The sequence below is a fragment of the Streptomyces pactum genome, assembly GCF_002005225.1.
Taxonomy (GTDB): domain Bacteria; phylum Actinomycetota; class Actinomycetes; order Streptomycetales; family Streptomycetaceae; genus Streptomyces; species Streptomyces pactum_A.
This window is the reverse complement of sequence record NZ_CP019724.1, coordinates 5,248,938-5,264,933: the sequence shown is the minus strand read 5'-3', so window position 1 is coordinate 5,264,933 and position 15,996 is coordinate 5,248,938. Positions and strand designations below refer to the sequence as shown.

General features: G+C 72.5%; 13 protein-coding genes and 1 rRNA gene. 6 read left to right on the top strand and 8 right to left on the bottom strand.

What is annotated here, in order from left to right:
* The first annotated feature begins 26 nt into the window (after positions 1 to 26).
* Positions 27 to 1,202, top strand: a complete 1,176-nt coding sequence (locus B1H29_RS22440; protein WP_055417231.1) for a winged helix-turn-helix domain-containing protein — start codon at positions 27 to 29, stop codon at positions 1,200 to 1,202.
* 13 nt (positions 1,203 to 1,215) lie between these two features.
* Here B1H29_RS22440 and B1H29_RS22435 read toward each other — a convergent pair whose 3' ends face one another.
* From B1H29_RS22435 to mtnA, 7 genes are all read right to left on the bottom strand, one after another.
* Positions 1,216 to 1,974: a response regulator gene (locus B1H29_RS22435; protein WP_055417232.1), complete on the bottom strand. Its 759-nt coding sequence runs from the start codon at positions 1,972 to 1,974 to the stop codon at positions 1,216 to 1,218.
* Positions 1,975 to 2,199: 225 nt separating this feature from the next.
* Positions 2,200 to 2,892, bottom strand: coding sequence for a ribosome hibernation-promoting factor, HPF/YfiA family (gene hpf, locus B1H29_RS22430; protein WP_055417233.1), 693 nt, complete (start codon positions 2,890 to 2,892; stop codon positions 2,200 to 2,202).
* 313 nt (positions 2,893 to 3,205) lie between these two features.
* On the bottom strand, positions 3,206 to 4,057 hold the full coding sequence (locus B1H29_RS22425) for a ComF family protein (RefSeq protein ID WP_055417762.1): 852 nt from the start codon (positions 4,055 to 4,057) through the stop codon (positions 3,206 to 3,208).
* Positions 4,058 to 4,195: 138 nt separating this feature from the next.
* Positions 4,196 to 6,037, bottom strand: coding sequence for an LpqB family beta-propeller domain-containing protein (locus B1H29_RS22420; RefSeq protein ID WP_055417234.1), 1,842 nt, complete (start codon positions 6,035 to 6,037; stop codon positions 4,196 to 4,198).
* Positions 6,027 to 8,129 (bottom strand): MtrAB system histidine kinase MtrB, encoded by a 2,103-nt coding sequence (mtrB, locus tag B1H29_RS22415; RefSeq protein WP_055417235.1) that lies wholly within the window; start codon positions 8,127 to 8,129, stop codon positions 6,027 to 6,029. Before mtrB ends, B1H29_RS22420 begins: the two co-directional genes overlap by 11 nt.
* Before the next feature lies 1 nt (position 8,130).
* Positions 8,131 to 8,820 carry a two-component system response regulator MtrA gene (mtrA, locus tag B1H29_RS22410; protein ID WP_193776289.1) on the bottom strand — a complete coding sequence of 230 codons (690 nt, stop codon included), beginning with the start codon at positions 8,818 to 8,820 and terminating at the stop codon, positions 8,131 to 8,133.
* Positions 8,821 to 8,824: 4 nt separating this feature from the next.
* Positions 8,825 to 9,967: an S-methyl-5-thioribose-1-phosphate isomerase gene (mtnA, locus tag B1H29_RS22405; RefSeq protein ID WP_055417236.1), complete on the bottom strand. Its 1,143-nt coding sequence runs from the start codon at positions 9,965 to 9,967 to the stop codon at positions 8,825 to 8,827.
* Between the two features lie 138 nt (positions 9,968 to 10,105).
* Here mtnA and B1H29_RS22400 point away from each other — a divergent pair, with 138 nt between their 5' ends.
* Genes B1H29_RS22400 through B1H29_RS22380 form a run of 5 tightly spaced genes read left to right on the top strand, consistent with a single transcriptional unit; the run spans position 10,106 to position 15,779 of the window.
* Positions 10,106 to 11,479 carry a glycerophosphoryl diester phosphodiesterase membrane domain-containing protein gene (locus B1H29_RS22400; protein WP_055417237.1) on the top strand — a complete coding sequence of 458 codons (1,374 nt, stop codon included), beginning with the start codon at positions 10,106 to 10,108 and terminating at the stop codon, positions 11,477 to 11,479.
* Between the two features lie 4 nt (positions 11,480 to 11,483).
* Positions 11,484 to 12,266 (top strand): DUF4129 domain-containing protein, encoded by a 783-nt coding sequence (locus B1H29_RS22395; RefSeq protein ID WP_167392552.1) that lies wholly within the window; start codon positions 11,484 to 11,486, stop codon positions 12,264 to 12,266.
* On the top strand, positions 12,263 to 13,480 hold the full coding sequence (locus tag B1H29_RS22390) for a DUF4350 domain-containing protein (RefSeq protein ID WP_055417238.1): 1,218 nt from the start codon (positions 12,263 to 12,265) through the stop codon (positions 13,478 to 13,480). Before B1H29_RS22395 ends, B1H29_RS22390 begins: the two co-directional genes overlap by 4 nt.
* Entirely contained in the window at positions 13,480 to 14,469 is a 990-nt protein-coding gene (locus B1H29_RS22385; RefSeq protein ID WP_079160393.1) for an AAA family ATPase, read from the top strand. Before B1H29_RS22390 ends, B1H29_RS22385 begins: the two co-directional genes overlap by 1 nt.
* The gene (locus tag B1H29_RS22380; protein ID WP_055417240.1) at positions 14,469 to 15,779 is read left to right on the top strand and encodes a DUF58 domain-containing protein; all 1,311 of its coding nucleotides are present in this window, start codon (positions 14,469 to 14,471) and stop codon (positions 15,777 to 15,779) included. The genes B1H29_RS22385 and B1H29_RS22380 overlap by 1 nt, the downstream gene beginning before the upstream one ends.
* Before the next feature lie 96 nt (positions 15,780 to 15,875).
* Here the strand turns inward: B1H29_RS22380 and rrf are convergent.
* Positions 15,876 to 15,992: ribosomal RNA gene (gene rrf / locus B1H29_RS22375) — 5S ribosomal RNA — on the bottom strand.
* Positions 15,993 to 15,996 lie beyond the last annotated feature (4 nt).

Genomic DNA, 15,996 nt, shown 5'->3' with positions numbered 1-15,996 from the left:
AGACCCACCCCTTATCGTGCGGACGTATGACGACCCTCCCGCCCCCCGTCACGGAACTGTCCGCGCACGAGGCCCGCCGCCTCGCCCTCCGCGCACAAGGCTTCCTCGGTGCCCCCGACCGCCGCGCGGGCGTCCGCGGTGTCCTCCGTCACCTGGGCGCGGTGCAGCTCGACACCATCTCGGTCCTCGCCCGTTCCCACGAACTCATCCCGTACGCCCGCCTGGGCGCGGTGGGCCGCAGGACGGTCGAGGCCGCGTACTGGCAGGACACGCACGCCTTCGAGTACTGGTCCCACGCCGCCTGCATCCTGCCCATCGAGGAGTGGCCCCACTTCGCCTTCCGTCGCCGCGCCTACCGCAACCGCCCGCACTGGAACCACCACCTCCCCGACGGCGCCTACGACCAGGTCGTCAAGCAGCTCCGTACCGAGGGCCCGCTCACCGCGACGGACCTGGGCGGCGCGAAGAGGACCAGCGAGTGGTGGGACTGGTCGGGCACGAAGGTCGCCGTGGAACGCGCGCTCATGCACGGCGAGGTGGTGTGCGTCGAGCGGCGCGGCTGGAAACGGGTGTACGACCTGGCCGAGCGCGCGGTCCCGGCCGCGCTGCTGCACGACGAGCTGGACGACGCCGAGTGCCTGCGCCGCCTGGTCCGCCTGGCCGGCCAGTCCCTGGGTATCGGCACGCGGGCGGACCTCGCGGACTACCACCGCCTCAGGGGTGAGCAGGTCGACGCCGTGATCGCCGACTCGGGGCTGGTCCCGGTCACCGTGGAGGGCTGGGGCAAGCCGGCCTGGGCGGACCCCGCGGCCCTGCAGACGCCTCCGCGCGGCCGCCACCGCACGACGCTGCTCTCGCCCTTCGACTCCCTCATCTGGGACCGTGCGCGCACGGAACGGATCTTCGGCTTCACCCACCGCCTCGAGGCCTACGTGCCCAAGCAGAAGAGGGTGCACGGCTACTTCGCGATGCCCGTCCTGGCCGGCGGCCGGCTCGTCGGCCGCGTGGACCCGGCGCGCGAGGGGCGCACTCTGGTCGCCAAGCAGGTCACGCTGGACGGCCCCAAGGCCGCCCCGGCGGTGGCCCAGGCCCTGGTCGAAGCGGCGGGCTGGGTGGACTGCACGGACGTACGCGTGGAGCGGGTCGACGCACCGGACCTGCGCGAGCCCCTCACGAGGGAGCTGGCCCGCCTGCTCGCCTGATCCGCGTCGGCCGTCAGCGGATCTCGAGGATCTTCTCCCGCATCGCGTACACCACAGCCTCCATCCTGGAGTGCAGTTGCAGTTTCTCCAGGATGTTGCGGACGTGGTTCTTCACGGTGTTCTCGGAAATGAACAGTTCCTTGGCGATGTCCCGGTTGTTCATTCCCGTGGCGACCAGCTTGAGGACCTCCAGTTCACGGTCCGTGAGCCGCGGTGCGGGAACGAGACGTCGCTCGTCGGTCCGCTGGATCATCGACTTGAACTCGGTGAGCAGTTTCGACGCCATGGACGGACTGATCTGCGACTGTCCGTCGGCCACCGCGCGAATGGCGGTCGCCACTTCGTCCGTCGAGATCTCCTTGAGGAGATAGCCGGTCGCGCCCGCCTTGATCGCGTCGTAGAGGTCGGCCTCCTCGTCGCTGATGGTCAGCATGATGATCTTGGCGCTGGGAGCCACCTCCTTGATGGAGGTGCAGGCCTCGATCCCGCCCCGCTTGGGCATCCGCACGTCCATGAGGACGATGTCCGGCAGCAGGTCGGCGGCCTTCTCCACGGCCTCGGCGCCGTCGCCGGCCTCCCCGACGACCTGGATGTCCTCCTCGGCCGCGAGCACGATCTCCAGGCCGCGGCGGAACAGGGCGTGGTCGTCCACGACCAGGACCCTGATCGGCTCCTCGCGCGCAGACCCCGCGTCCGGTCCCATGCGGGCGACGCCGTCGTCGATCCCGTCGTCGACGCCCTCGCCCCGCATCGGTCCGAAACTGTCCGCCATCGTTCCTCCCCCTGAAGGCTGTGGCCCGTCGTCCTGAGCCATCGCCAACCCAGAGCAACGGCCCACCGGTTGGGCCGTTGCCGCCATGATTCCATGCCCGGCCGACACCGGGGTGGCCGAGCGGGCCACGAGGGGGTCGCACACCCTCGCGCACCGTCGCACACCGGTGCCCCTGGGGGCGCACACGCGCTCCAGGGGCACCGGTTCCGCTGTCACCCGGCGTCGTCAGCCGCCGAGCGCGTCTCCCGCTTCGGTGGGGTGCGCCTGGGTGACCATCGTGTCCGTCGTGAGGTGGATCACGCCGTAGTCGTAGGCGTGCCGCCGGTAGACGACGCTGGGCTCCTTGGTCTCGGAGTCGACGAACAGGTAGAAGTCGTGCCCGACCAGCTCCATCTCGTAGAGCGCCTGGTCAAGGGTCATCGGTGCGGCCACGTGGGTCTTCTCGCGGACGACGAGCGGACCGTCGCCCTGGACCTCCAGCGAGCCGATCTTCTTGGTGGGTACGCCGTCCTGCTTCTCCTGCGGGACGACGTCGCCGTTCCCGTTGAGTGTCGCCGCGCCGGGGACGTGGTCGGCGACCTCGGCCGCCGAGATCCGGCGCGCGCCACGACGCGAGAAGCGCTTGTCGTGCTGCTTGCGCAGCCGGGCACCGAGCTTCTCCGCCGCCAGGTCGAGCGCCGCGTACGGGTCGCTCGCCGCTGCCTCCGCCCGGATCACCGGACCGCGGGAGCGGAGCGTGATCTCCACTCGGTCACAGCGGTCGGCCTGCCGGGGGTTCGGCTCCTTGGACACCTCGACGTCGAGGCTGATCACCTTGCCATCGAGCTTCTGGATCTTCTCCAGCTTCAGCTTCTCGGCCACGTGCTTCCGGAACCGCTCGGGCACCTCGGTCTTGCGGCCCTTGACGACGATGTCCACGCAGAACTCCGTTCCCGGATCGCCCCGCTTCGACGGCGGAGCATCTCCCTTTTGCACCAGGTTCCGGTCTGCCCCGAAACCTCGGACTCGGTGACTTCCACCTCCTCCCCCGCGGGCGGGATCTCCACTCCACCAGCGCGGGTGATGACGGTAAAACCCGCAACACGGCATTCGGATTCGAGAGGTGTGGCCTGCGGCTTTGCCTCACAACCGAACATATCTCGCCCGGACGGATGTCGTCACCCTCTACCGCGGTGTACCTCCGTTCCAGTGAATTGACCCTCTCACCACCTGCAACGAAGCAAGTTTCCAGTCAGTTCCGGTTTATTTCGAAAGAATCTGGTGATGCCGCGACCACTGCCGCGCAGATCGCTTCACGGATCTCGCCACCGCCTTCGTTCGGACCCGCCATTCGGGGCCCGGCCTTCCGTTCCTCTCTGCCTTCCCCTGCCGCCGACGGATACACAGCCCATTTCTCCTCGGCCGGCGCCGCGCGCAGCGCACGCGCCGCCTCCGTCAGGGACGCCCCCGTCGTCATCAGGTCGTCGACGAGGACGACCGGCCCGCCGCCGCACAGCAACCGGCCACCGCCGGGAGCCACCGCCAGCGCGCCGGCGAGATTGCGCAGCCGCTGCCGGGCGCCGAGCCCCGACTGGTCGGCCACCGCGTGCCGTTGCCGCAGCACGGCCAGCACCCGGGCGGACGTCCCGGTCCGCCGCAGCTCCCCCGCGGCCGCGAGGGCGATCCGCCGCGCCGGATCGTGCCCGCGCGTGCGCACCGCCCGGGGCGCGGACGGCACGGGCACGAGCAGCACCGGCCCCCGCACCCTCGAGGCGCCCGCCGAACCGGCGCCCGGCCCCGCCTCCCGGAGTCCGGCCCGCACCGCCCCGGCCAGCGCCGCGCCGAGCGGTGCCGTGAGGGCCAGCACGCCACGCTCCTTGTGGGCCAGCAGGGCGGCCCTCACCTCGTCCGCGTACCGGGCGGCCGCGTGCACCACCGGCAGCCCCGGCGGCTCCGGCTCCGGCCGCGCCCGGCACGGCGCGGTGCCGCTCAGGGCCGTACGGCACCGGGGGCACAGCACCGCGCGAGCCCGGCCGCAGCCTCCGCACTCGGCCGGCAGCACCAGGTCCGTGAGGTCCCGCCACCCTTGCTGGAATCCCCGCATGGCCACCACTGTGCCAATGCTCGCGAGGCTCGACCAGGCCTGTGGAAAACTTTGGAGAGCCCCTGCGGAGAACTCCGGACACCGGCCGTCACACACCCCCCGCACGAGTGAACGCCCGCGTGGGAACCACCGGCCGCATCACCCCGGATAGACCGGCGCCGTCCCCTCCGTCACCTTCTGCCACTGCAGTCCGGACGGCAGCCGCACGATCACGTCCTCCGAGTACGCCACCAGCGGCAGCCGCTCGTCCTCCGTCGCGGCGATCTCCTTCACGCCGGTCAGCGCGGCGGGCACCGACGCCTCCGGCGTGGAACCGTCGACCTGCACGTAACCGATCTGCTGGACGCCCCCGCGCTCGCGCCCGACCACCACGAGCCGGCTGTCACCGGCCCAGGACATCGCCGTGACCTCCTCCAGCTCCGGGGTCGCGGAGCGCAGTTCGAGGACGGTGACCGCGGACGTCCGGCCGGCCCTCCCGTCCCGTTCGATCCGTCCGATGAGCAGCGACCGCTTGCCGTCCTTCTCCACGATGAGCGCGATCCGCACGCCGTCGGCCGCCACCCGCACGGCCTGGACCCGCCCGTCCAGCCCCGGGGTCCGCACCTCCACCGGCTCGCCCTTGCCCTCCTTGAGCAGCAGCAGCCGGGGATCGGCCGGATCGCGGTCGGCGATCCAGAGGTCGCCCTGCGCGTCCCAGCTTGGCGGCGTCAGCCGGGTCGCCTCCGTCTTGCCCTTGCTGACCAGCACGGGGTCGCCGAGCGAACCGCCCGACACCATCGAGCCGACGTACAGCGACTTGTTGTCGAGACCGATACCGGCGGCGCTGTGCTCGTCCCGCGACACCGCCACCGACCGCAAGGCCGCCACGCCCTCGCCCAGCGCCCCGGGGACCGGTTCCGGCCGGGTCCCGCTGCTGCCCGCGGCGATGCGCACCAGGCGGTCCTCGTCGTCGATGAAGTACAGGTAGTCGGGCCGCTGGGCCGAGCCGCGCGTCGCGACCGTCTCGGCCCGGTCCTCGGTGAGCGAGCACAGTTGCCCGCCGTCCGAGCGCAGCTCGACCTCGTCCACCACCGGGGTGAGGTTCTGCAGCGTGAAGAGGAGCTGGGCCGCCATCTCGTCGCACGTGTCGGCGCCGACCCCGGCCGCCCTGTCGTTGAGCCGGACCGTCAGCTTGTTGCGGTCGTCGGGCGTCAGCGATTCGACGTTCTTCGCCAGCGCGGTACCGGTCGGGAAGCTCGACCTGACCACGGGCCCGAGCAGCCTTGTCGGACCACTGATCAGCGAACGCACCACCTGGGTCATGGGGTCCACGAGCCGGCGCACGTAGACGGGATCGGCGACGGCCGCCGGCTGCGCGCTCGTACCGGCCTGGGTGACGGGCGCGGTGTTCGAGGCGAAGTAGTACTTGTTGACGGACATGTAGGTGCGCTGGAAGTCCGACTTGCCCATGATGACGCCCTGCGGCAGCGCGTCGATGCGCCACTGCCCGCTCTTGTTGTCCCGGGTGAGGTGCACCGGTTCGCGGTACTGGCCGTTCGCCGGCGCGTACGACTGCTGCGCGTCCACCGTGGCGACCCTGGTGCCGGTCAGCGTGACCGAGTAGTCGTCGGCGTCCTCACGGCTTCCCGAGTGGTCGGACTCGGTTCCCGGCCCGCCCGTGAGCACCGTCGTGGACCGCTCCGGCTCCCAGGTCCTCGCGGCCTCGCCGGTCAGGTACTTGCGCGCCGTCTCGTACTCCGGCTCGTTGCTGGTCAGTGCCTCCAGGAAACCCTGCACGATCTCCGTGGGCGAGTCGTCCTCCCGCGGCGGCATCGCGAACACCCGCACCTGCGGGTCCTGCCGGGGCGTGGACTCCACGCCCCGCAGATCCCCGCTGTCGGGCATGGACGCACACCCACCCAGCAGTACGACGCCGCAGACGGCGTACGCCACCACGCGTGCCGGCCCCCGCCGACCGCTCCGCTCACGGTCAGCGCCCACGAGATGCCTCCCCTTGCCTGCTCGACTCCTCCGGCTCCGCCGGCCCCGCGTCCGGACGGCTCGCCGCGTCCGGCCGGCTCGCCGCCTCCGGCGCGGGCCCGCCGTCCTGCCTCCGGACGCCCGACACGGGCCGCGGCACCACACGCGCGCCGTTGCCGGGCAGTGCCGTCGGATCGGCCGTGGGGGTCGCCGTGGCCGGCCGCGGCGGGATCGGGCCCCGGGCGGGCACCGGGGGCGCCTGCCCGAGCGACGCCTGAGCCGGAACGGTGGCCGTCCGCTCCGTGCCGTGCGCCGCACCGGCGTCCCCGAGGCCCGCGTCGCCCAGCCCGCGATTGCGCCGCGAGTCGGCCGGCTCCAGCGGTATCGGCGAGCCCCGCAGCGGCTCGTCCGCGGTCCTGGGCAGCGTGAGACGGAACTGCGATCCGCCCCCCGGCTCGCCCCACGCCTGCAGCCAGCCGCCGTGCAGCCGCGCGTCCTCCAGGGCGATGGAGAGCCCCAGCCCCGTACCGCCGGTGGTGCGCGCGCGTGCCGGGTCGGCCCGCCAGAAGCGGCTGAAGACCCGGGTCCCCTCGCCCGGCTTGAGTCCTACGCCGTAGTCCCGCACCGCGACGGCGACCGCGCCGCCGGCCGCGGCGAGCTTGACGACGACGTCCTTGCCCTCGCCGTGCTCGACGGCGTTGACGACGAGGTTGCGCAGTACGCGTTCCACCCGCCGGGCATCGGCCTCGGCGACCACGGGCTGCTGGTCGCCGAGGACGCGTATCCGCGTGCCCTTGCGCTCGGCGAGCGGTTCGGCCCCGCCGACGACCCGCCGTACGACCTCCCTGAGGTCTATCGGCTCCGCCTCCAGCGCCGCCGCGCCCGCGTCGAAGCGGCTGATCTCCAGCAGGTCCGCGAGCAGCGTCTCGAACCGGTCCAACTGGTCGGCGAGCAGTTCGGCGGACCGCGCGGTCACCGGATCGAAGTCCACGCGCGCGTCGTGGATGACGTCGGCCGCCATCCGCACGGTCGTCAGCGGCGTCCGCAGCTCGTGCGACACGTCGGAGACGAACCGCCGCTGCATCCGCGACAGGTCCTCCAACTGGCTGATCTTGAGCTGCAGGTTCTGCGCCATCTTGTTGAAGGCCTCGCCGAGCCGCGCGATGTCGTCCTCGCCGGTGACCTTCATCCGTTCCTGCAGCCGCCCCGCGGACAGCCGCTCGGCGATGCTCGCCGCCATCCGTACCGGCGTGACGACCTGGCGCACCACGAGCCAGGCGATGGCCCCGAGGAGGACGACGACGAAGAGCCCGGCCGTCGCCAGCGTGCCTCTGACCAGGTTGAGCGACTCCTCCTCCTGCGTGAGCGGGAAGAGGTAGTACAACTGATACGGCTCGCCGTTCGGGTCGTTGACCTGCTTGCCGATGACCAGTCCCGGCTGCGAGCCCTCGCCGGAGTCGTAGACGATGCGGGTGTAGCTCTGCGCCGCCGCCGTGCTGCCGTCGATCCGCTCCCGCAGACCCTCGGGCACGCTGGCCGACCAGTTGACGAAGCCGGAGGCGCGCGGGCCGCGCCCGCTGCCGCTGTCCCCGCCCATGGGGAGCGTGACCACGTCGAAGGCGCCCTGGCCGCCGCTGGAGAGCGACTTCACCAGTTCACTCATCCACTGGATGACGTTCTGCGGGGGACGGCCGGCCACGGGCACACCCTCGTCCCCGGTCACGCTGGCCGTCTCCTCGGCCTTCTGCTTGGCGACGGCGAACCCGCCGGTGGCCTGGCTCTGGGACGCCTTCACCTTGGCGTCCAGCAGCCCGTTGCGGACCTGCCCGATCACCACGAAGCCGAGCAGCAGCACCACGCCCAGCGACATCAGCAGGGTGGTGACGACGACCTTGAGCTGGATGTTGCGCCGCCACAGCCGCATGACGGGCAGCAGCGGACGGCGCACCCAGCGCATGAACAGGCGGAGCACCGGGCTGCCCTGCACCCCGCCGTGCAGCAGCCCGCCCGCCAGCAGGCGACTCCAGCGGGAGCCTGCGGGCGGGGGGCCGACAGGCCGTCCGGCGCGGGCCCCGGACCGGCCGGGCGCCGAAGCGGCACTGTCCCTGCTCATGTCAGCTCGGTCCCGCCTTGTAACCGACGCCGCGGACGGTCACCACGATCTCCGGCTTCTCCGGGTCCTTCTCGACCTTGGAGCGCAGCCGCTGCACATGCACGTTGACCAGCCGGGTGTCGGCCGCGTGCCGGTAGCCCCAGACCTGCTCGAGGAGCACCTCACGCGTGAACACCTGCCACGGCTTGCGGGCCAGCGCCACCAGCAGGTCGAACTCCAGCGGCGTCAGCGCGATCGACTGACCCTCCCGCTTCACTGAGTGACCGGCCACGTCGATGACCAGGTCGCCTATGGCGAGCTGCTCCGGCGCCGGCTCCTCGGACCTCCTCAGACGCGCCCTGATACGGGCCACCAGCTCCTTCGGCTTGAACGGCTTCACGATGTAGTCGTCGGCACCCGACTCCAGACCCACCACGACGTCGACGGTGTCACTCTTCGCCGTCAGCATCACGATCGGCACACCCGACTCCGCCCTGATCAGGCGGCACACCTCGATGCCGTCCCGGCCGGGCAGCATCAGGTCGAGCAGCACCAGGTCTGGCTTGGTCTCCCGGAAGGCGGCCAGCGCCTTGTCGCCGTCGGCTACGAAAGATGGCTCAAAACCCTCACCACGCAGCACAATGCCGAGCATCTCGGCCAGTGCGGTGTCGTCGTCGACGACAAGGACTCGTCCCTTCATAAACGACATCATCCCATTAGCTAATCGTTACCTGGCGTGACCTGGCACACAGCTCCGCGAGCGCCGCGGCCGTCACGGGCGAAACCGCGCCCTCCTCGGTGACGATCGCCGTCACCAACTCGGGCGGAGTCACGTCGAACGCCGGGTTGTACGCCTGGGTCCCCAGGGGCGCCACCGGAATCCCGCCTCCCGCTCCGGTCACCGGCACCTGAGGTGCTGTGACCTCGGTCACTTCGTATCCGGGACGCTGTTCCACCTCGATGGACGCCCCGTCCGGCGTGTCCGGATCCACCGTCGTGACCGGTGCCACCACGATGAACGGCACATGGTGGTACCTCGCGAGCACGGCGAGCGGATAGCTCCCCACCTTGTTCGCCACCGAACCGTCGGCCGCGATGCGGTCCGCGCCGACGAGCACCGCGTCCACTTCACCCGCCGCGAACAGCGAACCGGCCGCGTTGTCGGTGAGCAAGGTGTACGCCATGTCGTTGCGGGCCGCCTCGTATGCCGTCAGGCGAGCACCTTGCAGCAACGGACGCGTTTCGTCCACCCAGAGGCGTCGCAGCCGCCCCGACCGGTGCGCCGCGAGCGCCACCGCGAAGGCCGTTCCCTCACCGCCCGACACCAGCGAACCGCTGTTGCAGTGCGTGAGGACCCGGTGCCCGCCGGCGGGCAGCAGCTCGTCCAGCAGCGCCAGTCCGTGCGCGGCCATCCGGGCACTGGCCTCGGCGTCCTCCCGGTGCAGCGCCCGCGCCGCGGCCAGTGCGGCCGCGGCGGCCTGCCGGGTGTCGCCGGTCCTGGCGAGCGCCTCCTGATGGGCGGCCTGAGCCCGCCGTACGCCCACGGTGAGGTTCACCGCGGTGGGGCGGGCCCCCGCCAACGCGGCAGCGGCCTCTTCCACCTCGAAGCCGCGGACGGCGGCGAGCGCGACACCGTAGGCACCGGCGATGCCGAGCAGCGGCGCACCGCGCACGGCGAGCGAGCGGATCGCCTCCACGAGCGCGGACGCGTCCGTGCAGACCAGTTCGACCTCCTCGGCCGGCAGTCTGGTCTGGTCCAGCAGGACCAGCACGGGCCCCTCGGGTGGTTCCTCCCAGCGCAGTGCCGGGATCTCGGTCGGCCGCTTGTCCTCGCCGCTTCGCGCGTCCTGATCAGCCATGCGGTCAGTGTGCCCCCTACCCGGCGGACAATTGAAGGTGCGCAGGCCATACCGCGCCCGGTCCGCACCCGGCCACCCCATGGCACGATGGGCCAACCTGCCGCCGCGACCGCGGACGGGCACCGTGAAGGAGCGACGATGAACGACACTCCGGGCTGGGCCTCGCCCGGATCCGCCCCGTCCGACGGGCGGGAGCCCGGCGCCTCCGGCCCCGCCGAGCCCGCCGACCGCCCTGCCGGCCCCGATCAGCCCGCGCCGCCCGCGGACCGGCCGGGCGCGGAACCGACGAGCCCCGGCACGAAGTGGTCCAAGGAGCAGCCACCCCCCGGCCAGTGGTCCGCGCCGACCGGCCCGGGCCAGGCCCCGCCTCCCCCACCGCCCAACCAGGGCTGGGGCGCCCCACCCCCCGGCCACCCCGGCGGCGGTTACGGCGGCCCGGGCGGTTACGGAGGCCACGGCGGCTACGGCGGTGGCTACGGTCCCCCTGGGGGACACGGCGGCTGGGGAGGCGGCTGGGGCGGTCCCCCGCCCGCTGCCAAGCCCGGCGTGATCCCGCTCCGCCCGCTCGGCGTCGGCGAGATCCTCGACGGCGCGGTCTCCACCATGCGCACCTACTGGCGCACGGTCCTCGGTATCTCGCTGACCGTCGCGGTCTTCACCGAGATCATCGTCGTGCTGCTCCAGGGCCTCGTCCTGGACAACACCAGCACCGAGGCCCTCAACGACCCCGACGCCACCCTGAGCGAAGTCGGCGACGCGCTGACCGACACCACGATCAACTCGGGTGTCATCTTCCTGATCTCCCTGATCGGCACCGTCCTGGCCACCGCCCTGCTGACGACCGTCACCAGCCGCGCCGTACTGGGCAGGCCGGTGACCATCGGCGAGGCCTGGCGGGACGCGCGGCCCCAGGTGGCGAAGCTGTTCGGCCTGATCGTCCTGCTGCTGCTCATCGTCGCCGGCATCGTCACCGTCGGCATGGCGCCCGGTCTCCTCGTCACCGCCACGGCGGGCGGCGACGCCGGTGTCGCCCTGACCGTGCTCGGCTTCCTGGCGGCCGGCGTCGTCGCGGTGTGGCTGATGGTCCGCTTCTCGTTGGCGTCGCCCGCGCTGATGCTGGAGAAGCAGGGCATCAAGAAGGCGATGGGCCGCTCCGTGAAGCTGGTGCGCGGCTCCTGGTGGCGGGTCTTCGGCATCCAGCTCCTCGCCACGATCATCGCGAACGTCGTCGCGTCGATCATCGTCATCCCCTTCGCCTTCCTCGCCGCGGCCCTCGGCGGCGACGGCATCGGCGGCTTCCTGGACGGCACCGGGGACCTCGGCTGGACGTTCCTCGTCGTCAGCGGCATCGGGTCGGTGATCGGCTCCATGATCACTTTCCCGATCACGGCCGGCGTCGCCGTTCTGCTCTACATCGACCAGCGCATCCGCCGCGAGGCCCTCGACCTCGAACTGGCCCGTGCCGCCGGTCTTCCGGGCACCGGCTCGCCCGGCGCCACCCCGGGGAGCTGATGGGGTGAGCCCGGCGGGGGGAGTTCTCACAGAGGCGCTGTCACGCACCGCCGTACGGACGCTGTCGCGCGCCGGCGACGTCTCCGTGCTGTCGCTGTCACGTTCCGGCGACGAGCCGCCGGTGACGATCCCGCGCGACCCCGCGCAAGAGGCCGCGCGCCGCGAGCTGTCCAAGCGGATGTACCACGAGAACGACCCCGGCTGGTTCCAACGGGCCCTCGACGCCCTGTGGGACTGGATCGACGAGTTGTTCAGCAGCGCGTCCACCGCGACCCCCGGAGGGACGCTCGGCCTGATCGTCATCATCGTGGCCGTACTGGCGGTGCTGGGCGCCCTCTGGTGGCGCCTGGGCACCCCGCGCCGCGCGCCGGTCTCCGCCCCCGCCCTGTTCGACGACCGCCCCCGCAGCGCCGCCGACCACCGCGCCGCCGCCGAGGCACACGCCGCCCAGGGGCACTGGAACCAGGCCGTCCAGGAACGCATGCGGGCCGTCGTCCGCGCCCTGGAGGAACGCGCCCTCCTCGACATCCGCCCCGGCCGCACCGCCGACGAGGCGGCCACCGAGGCGGGCCGCGCCCTGCCCGTCCACGGCGACCGGCTGCGCGCCGCTGCCCGGGATTTCGACGACGTCACGTACGGCGGCCGCCCCGGCACCGAGCAGTCGTACCGGCGCCTCACCGAACTGGACCGCGACCTGGAGCGCGGCAAGCCGCGACTGGTGACCGGCGCGGCCGGCACCACGGCCGACGGCACGGACCCGAACAGCCGCCAGGGAGCCGCCGGATGACCCCCGAGGCCACGCTTCCCACCACCTCGGCCTCCCCCACCGCCCGCCAGGTGTGGACACGCGCGCGGGGCATCGCGCTCGCGCTCGTCGTGCTGCTCGCCGGTGCCGTCGCGATCGCCGTCGTCCGCTCCGACGCCCGGCACGGCGAACTCGACCCGCGCTCCGCCGACCCCTACGGCAGCCGGGCCGTAGCCGCACTCCTCGCCGACCGGGGCGTGTCCACTCGCGTGGTCGACACCCTGGACGACGCACGCGTCGCGGCCGGCCCGGACACCACGCTGCTGGTCGCCGCCCCCGACCTCCTGACCGAACGCCAGCAGACCCGCTTGCGCTCCGCGACCGAAGGCTCCGGCGGCCGTACCGTCCTCGTGGCCCCGGGCGGCCCCGCCGTCGAACGGCTCGCCCCCGGCGTCACCGCCGACCCCGCGCTCAGCTTCGACTCGACGCTCGCCCCCGCCTGCGAGCTGCCCGCCGCCCGGCGCGCGGGCGACGCCGACACGGGCGGCCTCCGCTACAGCACCCACCTCGAAGCGGACGCCTGCTACCCCAGCCGACGCCTGGCCACCCTGCTCCGCATCCCGGTGACCTCCACTGAGGCCCCTCAGGAAGGCGACCGGGGCGACACCGTGGTCCTCGGCGCCCCCGACATCTTCTACAACAACCACCTCGACGAGCACGGCAACGCGTCGCTCGCCCTGCAACTCCTCGGCTCCCGCGACCACCTGGTCTGGTACCTCCCCTCGCTCTCCGACGCCGCCACCCCGGACGACGAACGCAGCTTCTTCGACCTACTCCCCTCCGGCTGGCTCTGGGGCACCCTGCAGCTCTTCATCGCCGCGGCCCTCGCCGCCCTGTGGCGGGCACGCCGACTCGGCCCCCTGGTGCCCGAGAAACTCCCCGTCGCGATCCGCGCCTCCGAAACCGCCGAAGGCCGCGCCCGCCTCTACCGGAAGGCGAACGCCCGCGACCGCGCGGCCACCGCTCTTCGCTCCGCCACCCGCACCCGCCTCGCCCCCCTCGTAGGCATCCCCGTCGCCCAGGCGCACACGCCCGAGGCCCTGCTCCCCGCCCTGTCCGCCCATCTCCACGGCGAACACGGCGACGGACAGTCCCTGCACACTCTCCTCTTCGGCCCGCCGCCCGGTGACGACGCGGCCCTCATCGCCCTCGCCGACCAACTCGACGCCCTCGAAAGAGAGGTACGCCGTCCATGATGGACCCGACCACTGACAACGCCGGGCAGACCGGGGACCCGGGCGACGCCCGCGCCGCCCTGGAGGCCCTGCGCGCCGAGATCGCCAAGGCCGTGGTCGGCCAGGACGCCGCCGTGACCGGTCTCGTCGTAGCGCTTCTGTGCCGCGGCCACGTCCTCCTCGAAGGCGTTCCCGGTGTCGCCAAGACCCTCCTCGTCCGCGCCCTGGCCGCAGCCACCGAACTCGACACCAAGCGCGTCCAGTTCACTCCCGACCTGATGCCGAGCGACGTCACCGGCTCCCTGGTCTACGACGCCCGCACCGCCGAGTTCTCCTTCCAGCCCGGCCCCGCCTTCACCAACCTGCTCCTCGCCGACGAGATCAACCGCACGCCCCCGAAGACCCAGTCGTCCCTCCTCGAAGCCATGGAGGAACGCCAGGTCACGGTCGACGGCACGCCCCGCCCGCTTCCCGAGCCGTTCCTGGTCGCCGCGACCCAGAACCCGGTCGAGTACGAGGGCACCTACCCCCTCCCGGAAGCCCAGTTGGACCGCTTCCTCCTCAAGCTCACCGTCCCCCTTCCCTCGCGCCAGGACGAGATCGGCGTCCTCACTCGCCACGCCGCGGGCTTCAACCCCCGTGACCTGCGCGCCGCCGGCGTACGCCCCGTGGCGAACGCCGCCGACCTGGAAGCGGCCCGCACGGAGGTGGCCGGAACGACGATCAGCCCCGAGATCACCGCCTACGTCGTCGACATCTGCCGGGCCACCCGCGAGTCGCCCTCCCTCACCCTCGGCGTCTCACCACGCGGAGCCACGGCGCTGCTCTCGACGGCCCGCGCCTGGGCCTGGCTGACGGGCCGCGACTACGTCACCCCCGACGACGTGAAGGCCCTCGCCCTCCCCACCCTCCGGCACCGCGTCCAGCTCCGGCCGGAGGCCGAGATGGAGGGCGTGACCACGGACTCCGTCATCAACGCGATCCTCACCCACGTCCCCGTCCCCCGCTGATGGCACTCACCGGACGCACCGCACTCCTCGCGGCCCTGGGCTCCGTTCCCGTCGGTATCTGGGACGCCGGCTGGACGGGCCTCCTCGCGGTCAACGCACCGCTGGCCGTGGCCTGCGCCTGCGACTTCGCCCTGGCCGCGCCCGTGCGACGCCTGCGCCTGGCCCGCTCCGGCGACACCTCCGCCCGCCTGGGCGACAGCGCCGACGTCACTCTGACGGTCACCAACCCGTCCAACCGCCCGCTCCGCGCCGACGTCCGCGACGCCTGGCCGCCCAGTAGCTGGCTGCCCGGAACGGAGGCGGCGGCCTCCCGCCACCGTGTGACCGTGCCCGCCGGCGAACGCCGACGCCTGACCACACGCCTGCGGCCCACCCGCCGCGGCGACCGGCACACGGACCGGGTCACGATCCGCTCGTACGGCCCTCTGGGCCTCCTCACCCGCCAGGGCACCCACCGGGCGCCCTGGACGGTGCGCGTCCTGCCGCCGTTCACGAGCCGCAAGCACCTGCCGTCCAAGCTGTCGCGCCTGCGTGAACTCGACGGACGCACCAGCGTGCTCACCCGTGGAGAGGGCACGGAATTCGACAGCCTCCGTGAATACGTCCCCGGCGACGACACCCGTTCCATCGACTGGCGCGCGACAGCCCGCCAGTCGAGCGTCGCCGTGCGCACCTGGCGCCCCGAGCGCGACCGGCACATCCTGCTCGTCCTCGACACGGGCCGCACCTCGGCCGGCCGAGTGGGGGACGCCCCCCGCCTCGACGCGTCCATGGACGCGGCTCTGCTGCTGGCCGCCCTGGCCTCCCGCGCCGGCGACCGCGTCGACCTGCTCGCGTTCGACCGCCGCGTACGCGCCCTCGTGCAGGGCCGCACAGCGGGCGACGTACTCCCTTCCCTGGTCAACACTATGGCGACGCTGGAACCGGAACTCGTGGAGACCGACGCCCGTGGCCTCACCGCGACCGCCCTCCGGTCGGCCCCCCGCCGCTCCCTGATCGTGCTGTTCACGACGCTCGACGCGGCTCCGATCGAAGAAGGGCTGCTCCCCGTCCTGCCACAACTGACTCAGCGCCACACGGTCCTCGTGGCATCGGTGGCGGACCCGTACATCTCCCGGATGGCCAAGGCCCGCGGAAACACGGACGCCGTCTATGAGGCCGCGGCAGCCGCACAGGCTCGGGCGGAACGCGACCGCACCGCGGCCCAGCTCCGCCGGCACGGCGTCACGGTCGTCGACGCGACGCCTGACGATCTGGCTCCGGCACTGGCCGACGCCTACCTCGATGCGAAGGCGGCGGGCCGCCTGTAAAAGGCGGGGCGCAAAAGGCCCCGCCGCCATCGCGACTGCCGCTGAAACGCAGAAAACCCCGCACCGTTTCCGGTGCGGGGTTTCCTCGCAATAATTGTTCGGCGGCGTCCTACTCTCCCACAGGGTCCCCCCTGCAGTACCATCGGCGCTGTAAGGCTTAGCTTCCGGGTTCGAAATGTAACCGGGCGTTTCCCCTACGCTATGACCACCGAAACAC